This window comes from Streptococcus uberis, assembly GCF_900475595.1.
Taxonomy (GTDB): Bacteria; Bacillota; Bacilli; order Lactobacillales; family Streptococcaceae; genus Streptococcus; species Streptococcus uberis.
Genome location: NZ_LS483397.1, coordinates 1,536,871 through 1,556,215 on the forward strand (window position 1 = coordinate 1,536,871; position 19,345 = coordinate 1,556,215).

The 19,345-nt window shown below is 35.4% G+C and carries 17 protein-coding genes and 1 pseudogene; 3 read left to right on the forward strand and 15 right to left on the reverse strand.

What is annotated here, in order from left to right:
- Positions 1–58 precede the first annotated feature (58 nt).
- The 9 genes from DQM95_RS07880 to DQM95_RS07925 form a co-directional block, all read right to left on the reverse strand.
- Positions 59–1,513 (reverse strand): helix-turn-helix domain-containing protein, encoded by a 1,455-nt coding sequence (locus DQM95_RS07880; RefSeq protein WP_037593478.1) that lies wholly within the window; start codon positions 1,511–1,513, stop codon positions 59–61.
- Positions 1,510–2,847 carry an NAD(P)/FAD-dependent oxidoreductase gene (locus DQM95_RS07885; RefSeq protein WP_046389616.1) on the reverse strand — a complete coding sequence of 446 codons (1,338 nt, stop codon included), beginning with the start codon at positions 2,845–2,847 and terminating at the stop codon, positions 1,510–1,512. The genes DQM95_RS07880 and DQM95_RS07885 overlap by 4 nt, the downstream gene beginning before the upstream one ends.
- Before the next feature lie 77 nt (positions 2,848–2,924).
- Positions 2,925–3,626: an MIP/aquaporin family protein gene (locus DQM95_RS07890; RefSeq protein ID WP_015911750.1), complete on the reverse strand. Its 702-nt coding sequence runs from the start codon at positions 3,624–3,626 to the stop codon at positions 2,925–2,927.
- 12 nt (positions 3,627–3,638) lie between these two features.
- Positions 3,639–5,468 (reverse strand): type 1 glycerol-3-phosphate oxidase, encoded by a 1,830-nt coding sequence (gene glpO / locus DQM95_RS07895; RefSeq protein ID WP_037593480.1) that lies wholly within the window; start codon positions 5,466–5,468, stop codon positions 3,639–3,641.
- Between the two features lie 23 nt (positions 5,469–5,491).
- On the reverse strand, positions 5,492–6,994 hold the full coding sequence (gene glpK / locus DQM95_RS07900) for a glycerol kinase GlpK (RefSeq protein WP_015911752.1): 1,503 nt from the start codon (positions 6,992–6,994) through the stop codon (positions 5,492–5,494).
- A 141-nt stretch (positions 6,995–7,135) separates the two neighbouring features.
- Positions 7,136–7,393, reverse strand: a complete 258-nt coding sequence (locus DQM95_RS07905; RefSeq protein WP_037593488.1) for a DUF896 family protein — start codon at positions 7,391–7,393, stop codon at positions 7,136–7,138.
- A gap of 61 nt (positions 7,394–7,454) precedes the next feature.
- Positions 7,455–9,494 (reverse strand): glycine--tRNA ligase subunit beta, encoded by a 2,040-nt coding sequence (gene glyS / locus DQM95_RS07910; protein ID WP_015911754.1) that lies wholly within the window; start codon positions 9,492–9,494, stop codon positions 7,455–7,457.
- Positions 9,494–10,411 (reverse strand): glycine--tRNA ligase subunit alpha, encoded by a 918-nt coding sequence (glyQ, locus tag DQM95_RS07915; protein WP_037593481.1) that lies wholly within the window; start codon positions 10,409–10,411, stop codon positions 9,494–9,496. Before glyQ ends, glyS begins: the two co-directional genes overlap by 1 nt.
- Positions 10,412–10,913: 502 nt before the next feature.
- A complete protein-coding gene (locus DQM95_RS07925; RefSeq protein ID WP_037593483.1) occupies positions 10,914–11,453 on the reverse strand; it encodes an isoprenylcysteine carboxyl methyltransferase family protein in 540 nt (179 codons plus the stop codon).
- Positions 11,454–11,798: 345 nt separating this feature from the next.
- Here DQM95_RS07925 and DQM95_RS07930 point away from each other — a divergent pair.
- Positions 11,799–12,126, forward strand: a pseudogene (locus DQM95_RS07930) (transposase); the annotation flags it as partial.
- Here DQM95_RS07930 and DQM95_RS07935 read toward each other — a convergent pair.
- The 3 genes from DQM95_RS07935 to nagA all read right to left on the reverse strand — a co-directional run bounded on the left by DQM95_RS07935 (position 12,118) and on the right by nagA (position 14,511).
- Positions 12,118–12,417, reverse strand: coding sequence for a hypothetical protein (locus DQM95_RS07935; protein ID WP_145959610.1), 300 nt, complete (start codon positions 12,415–12,417; stop codon positions 12,118–12,120). The pseudogene DQM95_RS07930 and the gene DQM95_RS07935 overlap by 9 nt on opposite strands.
- A gap of 42 nt (positions 12,418–12,459) precedes the next feature.
- Positions 12,460–12,717, reverse strand: coding sequence for a hypothetical protein (locus DQM95_RS10005; RefSeq protein ID WP_145959611.1), 258 nt, complete (start codon positions 12,715–12,717; stop codon positions 12,460–12,462).
- A 645-nt stretch (positions 12,718–13,362) separates the two neighbouring features.
- On the reverse strand, positions 13,363–14,511 hold the full coding sequence (gene nagA / locus DQM95_RS07950) for an N-acetylglucosamine-6-phosphate deacetylase (RefSeq protein ID WP_015911757.1): 1,149 nt from the start codon (positions 14,509–14,511) through the stop codon (positions 13,363–13,365).
- A 180-nt stretch (positions 14,512–14,691) separates the two neighbouring features.
- Between nagA and DQM95_RS07955 the strand changes: the two genes are divergently transcribed.
- Positions 14,692–15,417, forward strand: coding sequence for a lipoprotein (locus tag DQM95_RS07955; RefSeq protein WP_015911758.1), 726 nt, complete (start codon positions 14,692–14,694; stop codon positions 15,415–15,417).
- A gap of 34 nt (positions 15,418–15,451) precedes the next feature.
- Here DQM95_RS07955 and DQM95_RS07960 read toward each other — a convergent pair whose 3' ends face one another.
- On the reverse strand, positions 15,452–16,294 hold the full coding sequence (locus tag DQM95_RS07960; protein WP_015911759.1) for a DegV family protein: 843 nt from the start codon (positions 16,292–16,294) through the stop codon (positions 15,452–15,454).
- A 138-nt stretch (positions 16,295–16,432) separates the two neighbouring features.
- On the opposite strand from DQM95_RS07960, the gene DQM95_RS07965 reads away from it, so the two are divergent.
- Positions 16,433–16,990: a TetR/AcrR family transcriptional regulator gene (locus DQM95_RS07965; protein WP_015911760.1), complete on the forward strand. Its 558-nt coding sequence runs from the start codon at positions 16,433–16,435 to the stop codon at positions 16,988–16,990.
- Between the two features lie 25 nt (positions 16,991–17,015).
- Here the strand turns inward: DQM95_RS07965 and DQM95_RS07970 are convergent, their stop codons facing one another.
- Both DQM95_RS07970 and lacG read right to left on the reverse strand, forming a co-directional pair.
- On the reverse strand, positions 17,016–17,837 hold the full coding sequence (locus tag DQM95_RS07970; protein WP_080939063.1) for a Cof-type HAD-IIB family hydrolase: 822 nt from the start codon (positions 17,835–17,837) through the stop codon (positions 17,016–17,018).
- Between the two features lie 100 nt (positions 17,838–17,937).
- A complete protein-coding gene (gene lacG, locus DQM95_RS07975) occupies positions 17,938–19,341 on the reverse strand; it encodes a 6-phospho-beta-galactosidase (RefSeq protein ID WP_037593484.1) in 1,404 nt (467 codons plus the stop codon).
- Between the last annotated feature and the right edge of the window lie 4 nt (positions 19,342–19,345).

The window sequence follows — 19,345 nt, forward strand, 5'->3', positions numbered from 1 at the left end:
AAAGACCAAGTATCACACACCTTTGTGTTCAAAATTAGACCTCCAATATCATATTAATTTATTTATATTCTAGAGGACTGTTTTTGGCTTTTAATCTGTCCTCTAAGAAAAGCTGTAATTCACTTAGTTCAAAAGGTGACGTATAAGATTTTAAATGAAAATGTGGGATTGCCAATTCTTGTATCCTATTTTCAAAAGTGATAAGACAATCTGCTTTTTCAGATAAAGAAACAAATTGGTAATTCCTATTATTGTCTAAATAACTTTGAATACTTAATTGAATCATAGCATTTTTAACAGAATGAGCACCGATTTCTAGTGCAATTTTTAGAGGTTTATGGTGACGTTCAATAGAAAAAACCAAAAGTTCCAATAAATATGATCTTAACTGAATAGCCAAATCTGAACTTTCACCTTTATCGCCACATAGAATAAAAAGATGTCGCAAAACTAGTTCTATTTTATCTATATCCTCATCAGAAACTAACTGATAGAGTGTCTTATCATTGCTATCACTTGCCAAGATGGTTCCATTAAAGAAAGTTGACTTTGAGAAAAAAATACCCAATGCATAAATGATTTCTTCTTTGGTTTTATCAGCAATAATTTGTGCTTTTTTTAAAAGCCACAAGGCTTCTGATATCTTATCAGAAATCGGACCTCCAAATCCAAGTATATATTCCATAGTTCTTATGGGTAGTATATGATGGGAATGTAAAAAAATAAAGAGACTTTTTGATTCAAAACGATCAAATTCAATGGCATATCGACTTAAGAAACGCAACATGAGACGTTCTAAACGTTTATAAAAAACGTTTTCTTCAATATAGTCAACCTCAATATGAAGAGGTAATTTTTTGTCTTTTTGAAAGAGCAAACGTTTTTGGGAAATAGCAAGCCATAATGCTAAGTCACTCACTTTTTTAGTAGGTAGTTTTTCACCGATTATCTTTTCACATAAATAACTTAAATGATCAAAATCAAGATCGCTACACATTTTTTTCCATTCATATTCTGTTAGTGTGACTTGAAAAAGTTCAAAATAAAAATAACGCCAGTTTAATTCACTTCCAACTTGTTTTCCCTGATAAATAGCAATATCAAATTCTTCTAAACAAGAATTAATAAACGATAATTGACGATTAAAGGTTGCCTCACTTACTGCTAACTCTTGGGCTAAAAATGTTACATTGAAAAATTCATTACACATCAAATACTTTAAAATTTGATATGAAATCGAATTTTGTAATAGGAGTGAGATAACCTCCTGCCAAGTAAAATGATGCTTTTCTAAGACTTTTATATTGATATCATCCACACAAACGATACAAGACAAATTATTTTCTTGAAATAAAGTATTGAGATTAGAAATGTACTTTATTAAAGTCACTTTTGTTAATCCCATTTTCTGTAGAACTTCTTTAATCGAAGCGCCGTCTTTTCGTTCATATAAGTATACTAATAATTGATATTGAGCTCTACTCTCCTTATCCATTAACTGATCAATTTTCATAGCAATAACCTCTTTTCAAATAGGCCCAAAGCCGCTTCATGTAAGAGGAATGCCATTTCACTTTCTCCTTTGAGAAAGACAAAGTCTTGAAAGGCTAATTCGCTATCTGATAATTGGATAGAAATGGCCTGTGCTACTTGGTTAATAAGCAATAGATGATTATCTTTAGAAATAATCTGACAACCTACTATACGGCCATCTTTTCTTCGAGCAATTAATTTTAACCAGGCTAAAGCAGAAGAATTATCATCTGATTGAATCTTTTGACAGTGACTAACCAAATCTTCATATAAAGATCCCTCTTCCTCAGTAAGTCCTACACTAGATTGATAAAGGTTAAAAGAATGACTACCTATAACCTTTGTCTGCTGTAAAGGAGGTAAATCAATACCTGCTAAATGGTAGGCTAAATATTGACCAGTTTTAATAGCTTGGTTAATCAAAGGACTATAATATGGTAAATGAATAGTTGACAAGGGTAGGGCAATTAAATCACCAATGGCATAGATATGAGGGTCTGAGGTTCTTAAGTTTTTATTAACTTTAACCGTTTTGTCTAAAGACCGTTCAACAACACTTTCCAAAAGATGACTATTAGGCCTGAAATTAACTGCAAGAAGAACCCGTTCGCCTTCATAACTTTGCCCAGAATCAGATATTAATCTCAAGTTCCCTGAATTGGTCTGACTAATCTCCTTAACCCTTACATTCTTAACAATCCTAATGCCGACAGCCTCCATTTCTGCTTGAAGAGGTATCATCATTTCTTTATCAAATTGACGAAATTGAATTGTATCAGTAGCTTCTAACAAGGTTACCTTTTTTCCTTGTAATGATAAACTATATGCCAAATCAATTCCAATAATCCCTGCTCCTACGATGATAATATCTTCTTTTCCTTTTATCATCTCCAAAGCTTTTTGACTTTCCTTAAAGGTTTTTGTGGTTAATACGCCATCCAAGTCACTGCCTTTAATATATTGCGATTTTGCGATAGATCCCATCGCACAAATAAGCGTTTCATACGGTTCAATTTTAAGCTCATTATTAGGGTAACGTAATAAAAGCACTTGTTCTTTTGATCTAATCTCCAAAACTTCAGCATGAGTAACAATCAACCTCTGACAGATTTCTTCATCATTCCACAACTCCATTTTGGACTCTGCCAAGTCTATTATTTTTCCTCGTAGCTGGTCATTAACGCCATTCGGGATGTACTGAGCATCCACTTCTTTATCGATGAGAATTATCTCAAGTTCTGGCATGAGTTGAGCCAGTTTAAGAGCACAAGCTTTCCCCGAAAAGGAGGCTCCTAATATATGTATTTTCTTCATAATGTCATTATATCAATTCCTTATTGTATTGTCATAAAGCAAGAAAAAGCTCAACCATTTGATTGAGCTTATACTTACTATTTCATGATTTGGAATAATAAGACTGCTAAACAGGCACCGATTATTGGACCTACAACTGGAATCCATGAATAACTCCAGTCAGAATTACCCTTATTTTTTATTGGTAAAACTGCATGAATGATGCGAGGACCTAAATCTCGCGCAGGATTAATAGCATATCCTGTTGTTCCTCCGAGTGATAAGCCAATTCCAATAATTAGGACACCTACACATAATGTTCCCAAACCTACTGGCATATCATATAAACCAAAAGAGAGAATCCCTAACATAAGTACAAAGGTACCAAAAATTTCACTGATTAGGTTTGAAGCAGTATCTTTAATAGCAGGACCCGTTGCAAAAGTCCCTAAAATATCAGCTGAATTTTCAGCAGCTTGGTAATGTGGTTTATATTGCAAATAAACCAATAGTGAACCTAGCATAGCACCCAGCATCTGAGCTATTGAATAAGACAAAGCCGTTCCCCAAGAAATGGTATGATTTAAAGCAAAAGCTATGCTGACAGCAGGATTAAGGTGGGCTGGTGCCATTTTGCCTGAAATAAATGCTGAAACTGCAACCGCAATTCCCCAACCTGTTGCAATAACAATCCAACCTGAGTTATTATTTTTTGTTTTAGGTAGAACAACGCCTGCAACGACACCATTTCCTAAAAGAATCAACAAAGCTGTTCCTAGAAATTCTCCAAATATATCCATTTTTATTTTCTCCTATTTTGCTTTTAAGCTTTCTAAATCATTATCTTTTAATGTCTGTATCAACTCATTTTCATATGTTTGTTTTTCAACTTCTGTCCAATCAAAATGAGAAGCCATTTCTGCAATTACAGGTTGAATCAAGGATTCCATCTCTTTACGATTAAAGAGCATGTGATTTGTTCTTCTTAAGAAATAATCCGTCGGTCTTAAAGCCATTTCATAATCCATTGCATAATAAAGAGATAAGGTTTCTGCTAAACTTAAGTCTTTACATGCTTTAATTTTTCGAGTTAAGGCAAACACTTTTGGAGCATTTGATCCATAAAGATTAGCCAAATATCGCGCATCAGACATGGATAATCCACTAAGGGTTCCGAGTTGAGCATAGGCTTCTAATTCAGAATCCACTTTAGCAGGATTAAGTTCTCCACCTGAAACTGGATAAGTTGTTGAATTGATTAATTTAAAGCTTTTACCAAAATCTTTTTGCAGTACAGCAATAATTCCTTTTAAAGCACCCTCGGCCATTTTCCGATAGTCTGTGATTTTTCCACCTGCTAGTGTAAATAAGCCATTTTCGTCTCTTTCAAAACTTGACCCTCGAGAAACTGATGATGGGTCTAAATCTTTTTCTGAATTACTTGTTTCAACAGAGTGGATTGCCTGTTCAACTGTTGCTCTATCTACTTTTTGATCAACATATTCTTGAACCGTTTGAATAAGGTTTTCAAAGCTATTATCAGATAGTTTGCCGCTATTGCCTCCATTATAATCTGAAGCACTATTTCCTGCTAAAAGCGGACGTAATCCTGCCCAAGAACTTTCAATGTCATCAATACTTAGATTTGCTTCAGGGAAACGTCTATTAATGACATCTAGTAAATAATCGACATCTTCTTTAGTCACAGTTGGGTGTTTTAGATCGCCTGAATAATCTGTATCAGTTGTTCCAAAATAGGTTTTTTCCTCACGTGGTAAAACAAATACCATTCGGCCATCTTTCAAACCAGTATCAACATAAATAGGCTGAGTAACGTTTAACTTTTGACGGTCTACAACAAGATGTACTCCCTTAGTTGGTCTCATTTGTTTGATTTTCTCTCCCTTATTTGAGAAATTGCGAACAGTATCACTCCACGGACCAGTTGTATTGATAACAGTCTTTGCTTTTATCTTTATTATTTCATCTGTAAACAAGTCTTTTGCAACAACACCAATGACTTTCCCAAAATCATCAAAAATAAAATCTTCAGCTTTGACATGACTCGCAATAAGCGCACCATCTCTATTAGCTCTTTTAATATTTTCGATAACTAAGCGAGCATCATTGTTTCTATAGTCAAGGTAAACTCCACCCCCTAAAAGGTTTTCCTTTTGAAGATTAGGTTGTTTTTCTAAAACTTCTTCTTTTGTTAATACTTTATTTGCTGCAGGCGTATTGCTAACACCTGCTAACAAATCATATAAATCCATTGCTACTTTTAAACGGAACATGTTAAAGGTACTTCCAGGTTCATCATAGACAGGTAGCAACATTGGATCTGGTTTTGGAATATGAGGTGCAATCTGTTGAACCACAGCGCGTTCAGAAACAGTATCTGAAACAACTTCAACATCAAATTGTTTTAAATAACGCAAACCACCGTGAACTAATTTGGTAGAGCGACTTGAAGTACCTTCTGCAAAATCTTGCATTTCAATAAGGCCAATATCTAAACCGCTAGCCGCTGCTTGAAGTGCTACCCCTGCACCAGTAATCCCCCCGCCAATTATTAGCAAATCTAAATCTCGTTCTTGCATTTTTTGAAGGGCAAGTCTTCTCGTTTCTCTTGAAAATTCCATTCTTTCCTCCTTTTTTAACCTTCCTATTCCTCAGCGAAAATCTGTGTGGCCATTACTGCTTTTTTCCATCCTTTATATAGTTTTTCTTTTCGAGATTCATTCATACTTGCTTTGAATAATTGACCAGTCTCATTGAGTTCTTTTAAAGAATCCAAATCTTCCCAGTAACCAACGGCAAGACCTGCTAAGAAGGCCGCTCCTAAAGCAGTTGTTTCAAGATTTTTTGCTCTAGCAATATCAATTCCCAAAATATCTGCTTGGAACTGCATTAATAAATTATTCATGGCAGCACCTCCATCAACTCTGAGTTGTTGAATGTCAATCCCAGAATCAATTTGCATCGTATCAATGACATCACGAACTTGATAAGCTATTGATTGCAAGGTTGCTTTAACAAAATCTTCTTTCGTTGTACCACGTGTTAATCCAAAAACAGATCCTCGTGCATTTGAATTCCAATAAGGTGCTCCTAAACCTGTAAAAGCAGGTACAACATAAATTTCATCGTCACTAGTTGAAGCTAATGCTAAGGCTTCAGATTCTGGAGAGGTTTCAATCATCCGTAATCCATCACGTAACCATTGAATAGCACTTCCTGCTATAAAAATTGAACCTTCAAGGGCGTAATAGACTTTACCATTTATTCCATAACCAATTGTAGTTAATAGATTGTTTTCAGATAATTGCATGTCTTCGCCAGTATTCATAATGATAAAAGATCCTGTTCCATAGGTATTTTTTACCATACCTGGTTCAAATGCTAATTGACCAAATAATGCCGCTTGTTGGTCGCCCGCCATTCCCGAAATAGGAACTTCACCCCCATAAAAATGAAAGGCTGCAGTTTTTCCATAAACTTCAGAATTGGATTTGACCTCTGGAAGAATAGCTTTCGGAATATTAAGAAGTTTTAAAATCTCTTCGTCCCATTTCAACTCCTTAATATTGTATAGCATTGTTCTAGCCGCATTCGAGTAATCTGTAACATGTGCAGCCCCATCAGTTAGTTTCCAAACTAACCAAGTATCAATCGTTCCAAATAGCAGTTCACCTTTTTCAGCTCTTTCTTGTGCTCCTGGAACATGGTCAAGAATCCATCTAATCTTTGTTGCAGAGAAATAAGCATCAATGACAAGACCTGTTTTTTCATGAATCAAATCAGTATAGCCATCTTCTTTTAATTGGTCAGCAATTGGTGCCGTTTGACGAGATTGCCATACTATAGCATTATAAATAGGAAGACCTGTTTTTTTATCCCAGATAACTGTGGTCTCACGTTGATTGGTTATTCCAATTGCTTCAATCTGACCTGGTTTTATACTCGATTCAATAAAAGCACCTGCTATGACTGATTGTACAGAGTTCCAAATTTGATTAGCATTATGCTCAACCCAACCAGCTTGTGGAAAAATCTGTGGGAACTCTTTTTGGCTACTGGCAATTTTTTCCCCTTTTTTGTTAAAGATAATGGCACGAGAACTCGTAGTTCCTTGATCAATGGCCATAATGTACTTCTCTTCTGACATGTCTTTTCCTCCTTAGGTAAGCGATTTCTTTTTTGATAATTCTATTATATCAAATTTCTTGAATAATGTATTATCACAAATTTCATCTAGGTCTCAAATTTGTGATAAAAAAAGAAACTAGAACATTTCTAGTTTCTTTCTTTAAGATTTTGGGTCATCTAGGGAGCGTCCATGTAGCCCTTTTTCACGTTGAATTTGTTTTAATTTTTCAGGAGTGACATCGTTTCCTTTTTCGTCAACAAGTTTGATTCCTTCGATATGGTGACGAACTGAACGACGGTAACCTTCAATGTATTCTTCGCGTAACTTAGCTTGTTCAACTTTCTCAGGACCTGTTAAACCAACCGTTTTTTTCTTTTTAGCCAGTTCATTAATCCGAGCAATTTTTTTAGGATCCATAATTGATATTGGACTTGTCATCAAGACAAGTTTTATCCTTTCTTTTATTTTTAATGCGTTTTTACTTGCTATTTAAAAGATTAAATTGTGCAAGTGTCTGAGCTTTTGAAACTAAGCTAGACAAGAGTGCTAAACGATTATTTTTGACATTAACGTCTTCGACCATAACCATTGTATGATCAAAAAAGTTCACAATAACATCATTTAAAGCAAACAATTGTTCTACTTTTTCTTTGGCATTGCCTTCAAGGTTGAGGTTTTCAATAGCTTTGTACAAAGCTATTTCTTCATCATTTTCAAAAAGGTCACTATTAATTTGAGGTTCTTGCTCAGCTTTTTCCGCCAAATTAAAGACACGCGATAAGTTTTCAACTGCTGTTTTATAGCCTTGGCTTTGTGAAGCACTTACCAATGCTTGAGCCGTTTCTAACATTTGTGGAACTTGATAGTTAGTAGAAGCAAGCACTGCATCACGAATATCTTTTGGAATGGCTTTGCCCATCATTTTGTCGACACGGGCAGAAATGAATGACATCACTTGATCTTTATTCGTATAAGTGAGGCTCTCAAATGGCAATTGATAACAGTTTTCAACAAGAGCATCCATCGGAATATTCCAGCCAAAAGCTTCTAAAATACGGACTATTCCTTGTGTAGCCCTACGTAATGCATAGGGATCATTTGAGCCACTTGGTATAAGATCTACTGAGAAGAAAGATAGTAAAGTGTCCAATTTATCAGCCAATGCTAGTAATGCACCTACTTTACTTTCTGGAAGAGCGCCTTCAGCTGAGTTTGGAAGATAATGTTCACGAATGGCTGTTGCTACCATTGCCGACTCTCCAGCTAGCAAGGCATACTTTTCTCCCATGATACCTTGTAACTCATCAAACTCACCTACCATTCCTGTTAGCAAGTCAAACTTATAAATCTGACTAGCACGGTCAAGGGCTTGTCGTTCTTGATCTGATAGACCTACTTTTTCTGCCAAATGACTTGCAATGACTTTAGTGCGGGCCATATGCTCAGAGAGAGAACCAATTTTTTCATGGAAAGTGACGTTTGCTAGTTTCGCTACCAAATCCTCAATGTTTAGTTTCTGATCCTCTTTCCAGAAGAATTCACCATCTTCAAGACGTGCCACTAAAACTTTTTCATTTCCTTTAATGACATTTTCAATATATTCTGAGTTTCCATTACGGACAGAGATAAAATTAGGTAATAAATGGCCATTTTTGTCACGCACCACAAAATAACGTTGATGATTTTTCATCGAAGTCACTAAAACTTCTTCCGGCACATCTAAGTACTTTTGATCAAAGGTTCCCATGAAGGCAGTTGGATATTCAACTAAATTTAAAACTTCGTTTAATAAGTCTTCATCAATATCAACGGCAACATTTTCAGCAATTTCTATTGCCTTAATTTGATCAAGAATCATTTGTTGACGTTCCTTAGGATCAACAATGACGAAAACGGTTTTCAAATCTGACTCATAAGAATTGGCATTTTCGATAGTAACTTCTTTTCCTAAGAAACGATGTCCACGTGATTTTTGCCCAGAGTGAATATCCAAGAAATCTAAATCTAAGGCATTATCATCTAATAATACAGTTAAAGTATGTACTGGACGAATATATTCAAATGTGTGGTTAGCCCAATGCATTGAAACTGGAAAAGTTAAACTAGACAATACTGATGGGATATCTTTTAAGACTTCCTCTGCATCTTTACCATTTTCATGTTTTGTGACATAAACATATTCCTCACCTTTGATAGTTCGGAATTCAATAGCATCGGTTGTTAAACCTTTACCTCTTACAAAACCTTGAGCAGCCTTTGAAAATTCACCATTCTCGTCTAAAGCAATTTTTTTAGAAGGTCCTTTAAAATCTTCAATTAAATCTTCTTGTTTCTCAGCTAAGCCTATTACTCTCACCGCCAAACGACGTGGTGTTGAGAATGTTTGAATACTTTCAAATGACAGTCGATTTTCTTTCAGAAAGGATGCTACTTTTTCACCTAATTGCATCTCACTTTTTGTTACGACATATGCAGGTAATTCTTCAAGACCTAATTCAAGAAGTAAATTTTTAGTCATTATTCTGCCTCCTCTTTTAATAGTTCTACTCGTGTAGCCTCATCCAAAAGGGGATAACCCAGTTTACGACGCTCCGCTACAAAGGTTTTGGCAACAAGTCGTGCAAGATTACGGATCCGTGCAATATAACCAGCTCTTTCGGTTACTGATACAGCACCTCTAGCATCTAACAAGTTAAAGGTATGAGAACATTTTAATACATAGTCGTAAGCTGGGTGAACAAGACCTTCCTCTAAAGCGCGACTTGCTTCTTTTTCAAATTTTTCAAAGTTTTCAAGTAACATCACTTGATCTGAAATTTCAAAAGAATATTTAGAATGCTCATATTCTGGTTGTAAGAAAATTTCACCATATTTGACGCCTGGTGACCATTCAATATCATAAACAGAATCAACTTCTTGGATGTATGAAGCTAGGCGTTCTAAACCATAAGTTACTTCTGAAGTTACAGGCTGAGTAGCTAAACCACCAACTTGTTGGAAATAAGTGAATTGCGTAATTTCCATTCCATCCAACCAAACTTCCCATCCCAATCCTGCTGAACCTGTTGATGGATTTTCCCAGTTGTCTTCAACAAATCGTATGTCATGCTCCAATGGATTGATGCCTAACTTTTCTAACGATTCGAGATACAATTCTTGAATGTTTGAAGGTGAAGGTTTCATCACCACTTGGAACTGATGATGTTGGTAAAGGCGATTAGGGTTTTCACCATACCGGCCATCTGCAGGACGACGACTTGGTTCTACATATGCAGCATTCCAAGGTTCTGGTCCAATTGCTCTAAGAAAGGTATAGGGACTCATTGTACCTGCACCCTTTTCATTATCATAGGCTTGCATCAACATACAGCCCTTATCATTCCAAAATTGTTGTAAAGTCAAAATAATTTCTTGAAATGTTAATTTTTTAGACATAATAGTCCTCCTTTTAAGTTAGTCAATCAACATAAACTTTCTTAGTCGATTCTGCTCATATGAGCAAACAAGTACTTTCACTAGCTGAAGTTTAAAATCGATATCATTTTCCAAAAGATTTTATATCCCAACTTCAAGCTTGAAACCTTAACAAATTAAAAAGGTGAAACCTATCTTCCTGCCCCTATACAGCTAGTAACTGTATAGGGGCGTAGAGACGCGGTTCCACCCTAGTTTATGACTTCGTTATTATTTCATAAAGATATATAGGAAAGTGCCTTATTCATTAATTTCTACGCTCAGCTTTCACCATCCTGAACTCGCTTCTGTAAAAGAGAAATGAACTTCTTTCTGAAACCCATTTTAGCATATCATCATTATTTTGTCCATAAAATAAAGAAAGCAGTAGGTTTTTAAATGTCAGAAATGAAACCTTACTTTTTTTATTGAAGCGAATATCTTTCATGGAAACAAGCATTTTTTATCTTTTAGAAAACATAAGCTAAGTATTAAGCACTTTTTTAAGATAGCCATTTGGAATAATCACTTCCTTAATCAATCTATTTTCTTCATGGATTCGAATGGCGATTGTGATGGCATATAATGGAAAAAGTACCATTGCTGTTACTTTAGCATGACAGAGCAGAGCTATGCCTATTAATTCTGGACAAATATTTAGAAAATAATTGGGGTGCTTAATATAGCGAAATAACCAGTGATCAACAAATTTGTGATTTTTTGCAATCATTAGTTTTACAGTCCAAATTCCTTCTAGTAGCTGGGTAACCCAATACAAAACGAACAATGAGAAAATCATTAAAGAAACTCCAAATAAACTCCAAGTATCAAAGGGAACTTTTTTTAGAATGGCTTCAAGTGTCGCAAAAAAATAAACTAATATGTGTAGCAATGTTAAAAATTGACTATTTATCTTACCGAATTCTCTACCTCCATTGGCAAGAATGTTTTTTTCGTTTTTTATTGATATTTTTAGAAATAGTAATCTAACAATGAACATGCTTAGCATAATGATTAGAACCATTGTTTAACCTCTTTCATTTTTCGTTAATTTTATGATAAAACGATTATATATAAGCAGGTTATACTTGTCAACGCAAAAAAAAGACTGAATCAACTGATTCAATCTGATTAACATTCTTTAGTTGTATTACTAAATGATAGTTTAAACCTGATACAACAAGCATCTAATGTTTAAATTCCTTTCACAACTTAAGAAAATTTTGAAGCAATCAAAAATTAGCTCTGCTTTTAGATTTTTGAATAGACAAGTCTATCTGGTTATCTTATATCTGATCCTGAATAGGTTACATTAAACTAGACAGAAATTATAAAGTGTTCTACACTTAAAAAAAATAGGAGAAAAACCATGTCTAGAAAAGTACGTCGTCACTTCACCGATGATTATAAGCAACAAATTGTTGACCTTTACAATGCTGGTAGAAAGCGTAGCAGTCTCATCAAGGAATATGAACTTACCCCTTTCCACCTTCGATAAGTGGGTCAGACAAGCCAAAACAAAAGGTTCATTCAAGTCTGTTGATAATCTGACAGATGAACAGCGGGAGCTGATTGAACTCAGGAAACGCAATAAAGAACTCGAAATGCAATTAGATATCCTAAAGTAAGCGGCGGTGATTATGGCACAAAAAGGGAAACATACCAATGTAGATAAGACTAGGATTAAACTAACAGCAAAAAAAATAACGCCAATCACCATTACTTGCTAAGAAACCAAAAATCAGACTAGGGGGCCCATAAACAGTAGGATTAATCCATTTTAGCGTTAATAATAAAGCACCTATAGCTTCAGCCCCTATGGTCACAATCACCATGGGAATCAAAAGAATTGATTCTAGTATAATGGGTAACCCTAAAATTAATGCTAATGGTTGATCCACTATAATAGGAATAAGGGGCAAGTGGCCCAATTTTAATAATTTTTTATTTTTATGCTTTCTCGCGTAAAGAATGATTGCAAAAAGCATCGGCAAAATCATCCCTAGGCATCCAAACATTACAAAACTATCTCATAGGGTATATAGAGTATGAAAGTGAGGGATTGAAGTGAGATGACCTGTAAGAGCTGCCTGTAAATTATCATTGGTGACCGTCAAATCAATTGCCTGATTTTGAAAGATGGAAGGAACCATTAAACCCGTCATTTGAAAGAAAATTCCTGCTGACGACCATAAGAATACCGAAGTAAGGCTTGTGGGACCTTTCCCAATTAGTGAAGAACTCATGGCTTCCTCTAAAAAATCCATGCCAAAAGTCATTTTTGCCATCAAAAACTTACCTGTACTAATTGCCAAAAAAGTAACCATTACAAAGAAAATGAGGGTCACTGTCCGATTTTGTTTTTCTATTTTTTGACCTAAAAAATCGAGTCCAACTCCCAAGAATCCTAAAAATAACCAGGTTGGTTCTATAGGAAATGCATTATCAAGATCATAACTAGAGGAATAGATTAACCAGGTTAGAAAAAAAGTGAACATCGGTAAGAAATAATTTTTTTATTCTTTTTCAGAAGTATAGCCCGCAACAAAATAATATAAAAAAGTTGCTGCAAGCAAAACAATAACCATTTTGGATAACTCAGCTAATTGATCTGAAAACCAGAGAAACCATTTATTTGAAAAGATTTTTGCATTTGTTGTTGCTAGAAAAGAATAGGGAGATAAAAAAAGATTTTGAACTAATTGGACCCAAGAAAACAGCAACGCTATTGGAAAAAGTTTTCTGAGACTTTTTTAAAAACTAAGCCAAAATGATGAAAAAATCAACTATCAATTGGTCACCTCTGTTCTGACAATCATTGAAATCATTATTTTTTGAAAAAATTAACCTGTTTTCTCATATTTCATCATATTTAAAGCTAAAGCAAAGTAAAAAGATTAAGATAAGCGATATCTTAATCTTTTTGCTTTTTGTTAAACCTCAAAGGCTTTTTGACCATCCAAATAGGTTGCTTTCAATTCTAATGCCTTATCTAAAACGATGAAATCAGCTGCATAGCCTTCCTTGATTTGTCCACAGATATGATCAAGTCCAACTGATTTTGCTGCCACATAAGAAGCCATATGAATAGCTTCTGCAGGACTTGCAATTCCCCAGTCAACCACATTCTTAATGCCGTCTTTTAATTGTAAAATAGAACCTGCTAAATTACCGCTACTTTTTAGTCGAGCAGTCCCATTTTCAACTTTGACAGGAAATTCACCTAACATATAATCCCCATCCTCAGCGCCACCTGCACGCATACAATCTGTAATTAGCGCAACATGATCATGTCCTTTTTGTTGCATTAAAATATCACATGCGACTGGTGAAACATGGTGTCCATCACAAATCAATTCTGCATAAGTATTGGGAATATGATAAACTGCCCCAACCATACCAGGTTCCCGATGGCTTAAACCGCGCATTCCGTTATAGGCATGTACCCATACACTAGCACCAGCATCCACAATTTTTTTCGCTTCTTCATAAGTCCCGTTGGAATGCCCAAGGGCCACAGTCACTCCCTTCTTAGTAAGAGTTGTGACAAACTCTGCAACACCTTCACGTTCCGGTGCCAAGGCTATTTTTTTAATAAGGCCATTTGCAGCTTTCTGCCAAGCATCAAATTCATCCAATCGTGGATTTTTCATATAAATTGGGTTTTGTGCACCTTTATATTCTTCTGTAAAGTATGGTCCTTCAAAATATATTCCTTGGATTTTTGCACCTTTAACCTTATCGGCAACTGAGGCAATCGTTGCCGAAACTTTTTCCAACTGTTCAAAACTTGACGTTAATGTTGTTGGTAAAAATGAAGTCACTCCTGTTGATAAAAGGCCTTCACTCATTTTGTGGATTCCTTCTGCAGAATTATCCATAACGTCGGCACCTGCAAAACCATGAATATGAGTATCTACTAGACCTGGTGCAATCTGATAACCACTATAATCAATGATCTCAGCATCCTCTGACACAGTTTGTAACCACTGTCCAAATTGACCATCTTTGATTTCAAGAAATCCACCAGACTGAACATGATTTGGAAAATAAAAACAATCTGCTTTAATATAACGTGTCATTTGAAACCTCCCTTTTTCTACCATTATACGCTCAATTATAAGATTTGTAAATGGTATATACCAGTTTTGGATTGCTTTTTTTGTTTTTCTTATTAAAGCTTTTTTCAAAGCTTTAATTCTCACAAAGTAAAGTGTATAATAAAGACGTATAGCTTTTGAAATAGAATAAAAGGAGAAGAAATGAAGCCATCAAATACGGAAAAACTATTTCTCATTTTGAGTCTTTTAACATTAATTCTTGCAGGTAGTTTTTATTTATTCTTTGCAAGAAACCATATCGGAAACGCCTTAACACAAAAAGAAACACAAACAGTTCAAAAAAGTAATATGTTAAGCAAGGCCATTGACGCCCTAGAAAAAGCTGAGAAAAATCCAAGTCTTGAAGCAATTGAAAAAGCTGAGAAAGCCATTAATCAGTTGAAAAAAACTGATACTAAGTTACGTCTCCAAGAGCGACTAAATCAACTAAAAAAAGCTTTCTCCATTGAAAAGGAAGCCATTAAAGCACTTGAGGAGGCTGAAAAAAATCCTAGTCTTGAAACCAAAGACAAAGCTAAAGAAGCCATTGATAAAATTGGAAATCTCACCAAAAAAAATGAGCTCTTAAATCGATTAGGAGCAATTGTCATTTCAGATCAAGCACCTGAATCAAGCTCCACATCGTCAGAAGCTGCAAGTGACACGACTATAAGTGATGCAAACACAGGAAATGCAGAACAAGCAACCATTTATGAAAGTCCGGTTGCACCAGCTGAAAGCTATGTTCCTCAAGCCCCCGCTCAAAGTGTTGGAGAACCTGTCCAACCCGCAACACCAAGTACTCCTGCGCCAAGCCCTGAGGCTCCAAGTACTCCTCCAACTGTTCCTGCGACAGATACCCCAAGTGAATCAACCCCTAATCCATAAAAAGAAAGCAGATGGTATGTCATCTGCTTTCTTTTTATTTTTCGTAGCCTAATAATATACCTTCTTCTTCAGCATAAAAACTACATAATCCAGATGTTGGACACAAGTCAATCTGAGTTTGTGGATAAAGAGCAAGTACTTTTTCTTTAATTTGTTGACAAATTTTTTCATTATTACGATGAGCTATAAAGATTTTTCCACCTCTATAACCTGCTTTTTCAAGTTCTTCAACCACTGCTGTAACAGCTTTTTTTTGGCCTCTGGCTTTTTGCAAAAGCTCTAAAGTTCCTTCTTGGCTAGCACATCCAACCATACGAATGTTCAATAAGCCTACTATGGCACCAATTAATTTATTGAGTCGACCATTTTTTACAAGATTGTCAACTTTGGCTAATACGAACAGTAATCCTGTTTGTTTTTGATAATCTGTTATTTGTGAAACGACCTCTTGGAAATCTAATCCTTCTTCAATCAATCTAACAATTTCTTTAACGATTAAATCCATTTCACCACCTGCTGATAGAGAATCGATGACATGAATATTTGCATTTGGATTTTCTTCAAGTAGCATTTCTTTTGCTAAGCGAGCACTATTATGGCTGCCAGACAATGTTCCGGTAATGGTAATAGCTATAACATTATCAGCTCCTTTGAAGGCCTGTAAAAAGGCGTCTGGGCTGGGACAGCTTGATGTGGTTGCGGTTTCCGACTCACTCATGGCTGTCATCATTGCGTCAACGTCTAATGAGGCATCATCAATGAAAACTTGATTGCCGATACGTAGTGTTAATGGTACTCTTTCAAAAACAAATTGGGATGACTCTTTTTCAATACTGATTAGGTCGCAACCTGAATCTGCTACAATTTTCCACTTCATTTTTCTTCCTCTTATTCCATACTTTTATAAAATAACTAATCATTGACAAAGCATTGCTTTTCTCCTAAAATTATATCATTAATAGTTTTACCGAAGCTATAAAAAATAGCCGGATGTAACAGTTGAAAGGTATTTGTGATGTCCGATAAAATCATGTCAGAAAAGTCTCTCCAAAACTTAAGACAATGTAACCGTGAAGCTAAGACAATTTCTAGAGAATCTCTAGAGCTTGCTTTATTAGACTTATTAGAAAAAAAATCATTAACTCAAATCACCATCTCAGAGTTAGTAACTAAAGCTGGAGTCTCGCGTAACGCATTTTATCGAAATTACAAATCTAAGGAGGATATCCTCTTTCAGATTATCACAAAATTTATCAGAAGGCTCTTTCAAGGAATCAAACTTTTTGACCTCCACACTCAAGCCAATCAAGCCTGGTATTTTCTTTTTTCTGAAGCCAAAAAAGAAGAACGCCTCTTAAAAATTATGTTTCGAAATCATTTACAACAAGTTGTTATCCAGATTGTAACCAAACGTCTTAAAGCTTATCAAAGATGGAAAGCAACGCAACAATCACACTATACACGTCTTTTCTGGAGTAATGCCATCGTCTCCGTTCTTGCCAACTGGATTAAAGATGGCATGGTTATTCCTGCAGAAGAAATGGCAAAGATGGGTTTACCACTCTTACCATAAAAAAGGAATCGTTTGGATTCCTTTTTTATATGTCTAAAACATAATCTTTAATTGCTTTTGAAACACCGGCATGATCACAGTCTAATGTTACTCTATCAGCTAAAACCTTAATAGCTTCACTTGCATTTCCCATTGCTATTCCTAGTCCTGCATAAGATAGCATCTCAATATCATTAGGTGCATCACCAATAGCCATCACATTTTCCGGTAAAAAGCCTAACTTCTCAGTCAATTCTTTTAAGGCATAAGCTTTTGTCACTCCTTCAGGCATAATCTCCAAGATATAAGATTGACTTCTAACCACACTAAAAGATTCACTTAATAGAGAACGATTTTCTCTTTCAAATACATCCATAGCACTTTCTTCTCCCATATACATGGCTTGAAAAATAATTTCCGGATTTGTCTCTAAGGCTTCCATAGAAATGGCTTCCACAGTATTAAAAACCAAATCCCCATCTGCTTGAACTAAATCAGGGACATGTTCCCCAACAACATAATAATGATTTTCAGTCGTTAAGGTTAAGTAGATGTCGGGATACTGCTCTGAAACCTTATACAGATGTTCTACCTGATTTAAACTTAAGGCATGATGACCTATCAACTCCCAGTTTAGACTTTTGTAGGTGCTACAACCATTATTTAAAATGAGGTATTCATCTTCAACAAGATCTAATTGATTAAAATATGGTTTTGTGCCACTTGTCGGTCTCCCTGTACACAAGACGATTTTTACGCCCTCCCTTGTTGCCCTTTTGATTGTTTCAATATTTTCAGAAGGAATGTCCTTTTGGCTATTTAACAAGGTACCATCTAAATCGATGGCGATAAGTTTAATATCTGTCACTTATGACTCCTTTCAAAACCTCTTCTATATCTAATATACTATTACTACTAGTCTATCATTTTCAGATCAAAAGAACAAAAAAGAGCTTGTTAGCTCTTTTTTATTTAATGACACCAGTATCTGATAGCTCCTTATACCAATAAGCACTTTTTTTAGGATAGCGTTCCTGTGTTTCGAAATCAACATAAAAAAGTCCATATCGTTTTTCATAACCATTTGACCATGAAAAGACATCCATGAGAGACCAAATAAAGTATCCCTTCACATTGACCCCATCTCTAATGGCATCTGATACAGCTTCCAAATGGTGCTTAACATAATCAATTCTTTCAATATCATTTACGGTATCATTTTCAAAAACATCTTTATAGCCTAGCCCATTCTCAGTAACATAAATCTTATGGTAATTTGGGTATTCTTTTTTAATTCGCATCATTTGGTCATACAAACCTTTAGGATAAATAACCCAATCCCAATCCGAGCGTGGAACATCAATATCTAGCGTTCTGCGACCGACACCTTTCACTTGGTGTTTAGAAGATCCTTTATTTCCTCTGCTATTATGAACAATCTCAGTCTCACAGTCGATTCCTTCTAGCCAGTCACTCATATAATAATTGATTCCTAAAAAGTCATTTAAATCCTTAGCTTCTTCTAGAATCCTAAAATCTTCTTCCCTAAGGTCTAATTGACCACCATTTTGAGACAAGATATGCGTCACAGCTTCCATTGTAACATCTGAATAATGACCGAGATATGTGGCATCTAATAGGAAACGATTATCAATCACATCATCTAATTCAGCGGCTCTGACGTCCTTGGGGTTATTTGCATCTTTAGGATATTTCATTGGAAGACTATGAACAATACCAATTTCACCTGGATAACCTTTTTCTTTATAAAGTTTTACGGCCGAAGCATGCGCTACCATCATATTATGATGAGATTGAAAGAGTTTTGCCAAATCATATTTGATTCCCGGTGGAAATTTTCCAACAAGGTATTGGCTATATCCTATCGGACCAATTTCATTAAAAGTCGTCCAGTAACGAACCTCTGAAAATTCTTCGAAACAATATGCAGCATAGTCAATAAAATACTGTATAGTCTGACGATTTAAAAAGTCACCTTTTTCATGAAGTTCCGCAGGCGTATCAAAATGATGTAAAGTCACAAAGGGTTCCACACCATTTTTAAAACATTCTTCAAAAAGGCGATGATAAAATGCAACCCCTTTGGGATTGACCTCACCAAACCCTTTAGGAAAAATTCGAGACCAAGCAATGGAAATTCGAATACCGTTAATTCCGAACTTTTGACACAAATCAAGGTCAATAGGATATTGATGGTAAAAATCACTAGCAGGTTCAGCTGTATACCAATAATTTTCTTCTAAGTACTTATCCCACGCCACTGGCCCTTTGCCATCTGTTTTTGTAGCGCCTTCGGCCTGATAGGCAGCTGTTGCGCCACCATAAATAAAGTCTTTCGGTAAAGTTTTCATTTGT

Coding starts and splice junctions, on each gene's coding strand:
- DQM95_RS07880 (WP_037593478.1), bottom strand. CDS start 1,513: ATGAAAATTGATCAGTTAATGGATAAGGAGAGTAGAGCTCAATATCAA.
- DQM95_RS07885 (WP_046389616.1), bottom strand. CDS start 2,847: ATGAAGAAAATACATATATTAGGAGCCTCCTTTTCGGGGAAAGCTTGT.
- DQM95_RS07890 (WP_015911750.1), bottom strand. CDS start 3,626: ATGGATATATTTGGAGAATTTCTAGGAACAGCTTTGTTGATTCTTTTA.
- glpO (WP_037593480.1), bottom strand. CDS start 5,468: ATGGAATTTTCAAGAGAAACGAGAAGACTTGCCCTTCAAAAAATGCAA.
- glpK (WP_015911752.1), bottom strand. CDS start 6,994: ATGTCAGAAGAGAAGTACATTATGGCCATTGATCAAGGAACTACGAGT.
- DQM95_RS07905 (WP_037593488.1), bottom strand. CDS start 7,393: ATGGATCCTAAAAAAATTGCTCGGATTAATGAACTGGCTAAAAAGAAA.
- glyS (WP_015911754.1), bottom strand. CDS start 9,494: ATGACTAAAAATTTACTTCTTGAATTAGGTCTTGAAGAATTACCTGCA.
- glyQ (WP_037593481.1), bottom strand. CDS start 10,411: ATGTCTAAAAAATTAACATTTCAAGAAATTATTTTGACTTTACAACAA.
- DQM95_RS07925 (WP_037593483.1), bottom strand. CDS start 11,453: ATGGTTCTAATCATTATGCTAAGCATGTTCATTGTTAGATTACTATTT.
- DQM95_RS07935 (WP_145959610.1), bottom strand. CDS start 12,417: ATGCTTTTTGCAATCATTCTTTACGCGAGAAAGCATAAAAATAAAAAA.
- DQM95_RS10005 (WP_145959611.1), bottom strand. CDS start 12,717: ATGGCAAAAATGACTTTTGGCATGGATTTTTTAGAGGAAGCCATGAGT.
- nagA (WP_015911757.1), bottom strand. CDS start 14,511: ATGACACGTTATATTAAAGCAGATTGTTTTTATTTTCCAAATCATGTT.
- DQM95_RS07955 (WP_015911758.1), top strand. CDS start 14,692: ATGAAGCCATCAAATACGGAAAAACTATTTCTCATTTTGAGTCTTTTA.
- DQM95_RS07960 (WP_015911759.1), bottom strand. CDS start 16,294: ATGAAGTGGAAAATTGTAGCAGATTCAGGTTGCGACCTAATCAGTATT.
- DQM95_RS07965 (WP_015911760.1), top strand. CDS start 16,433: ATGTCCGATAAAATCATGTCAGAAAAGTCTCTCCAAAACTTAAGACAA.
- lacG (WP_037593484.1), bottom strand. CDS start 19,341: ATGAAAACTTTACCGAAAGACTTTATTTATGGTGGCGCAACAGCTGCC.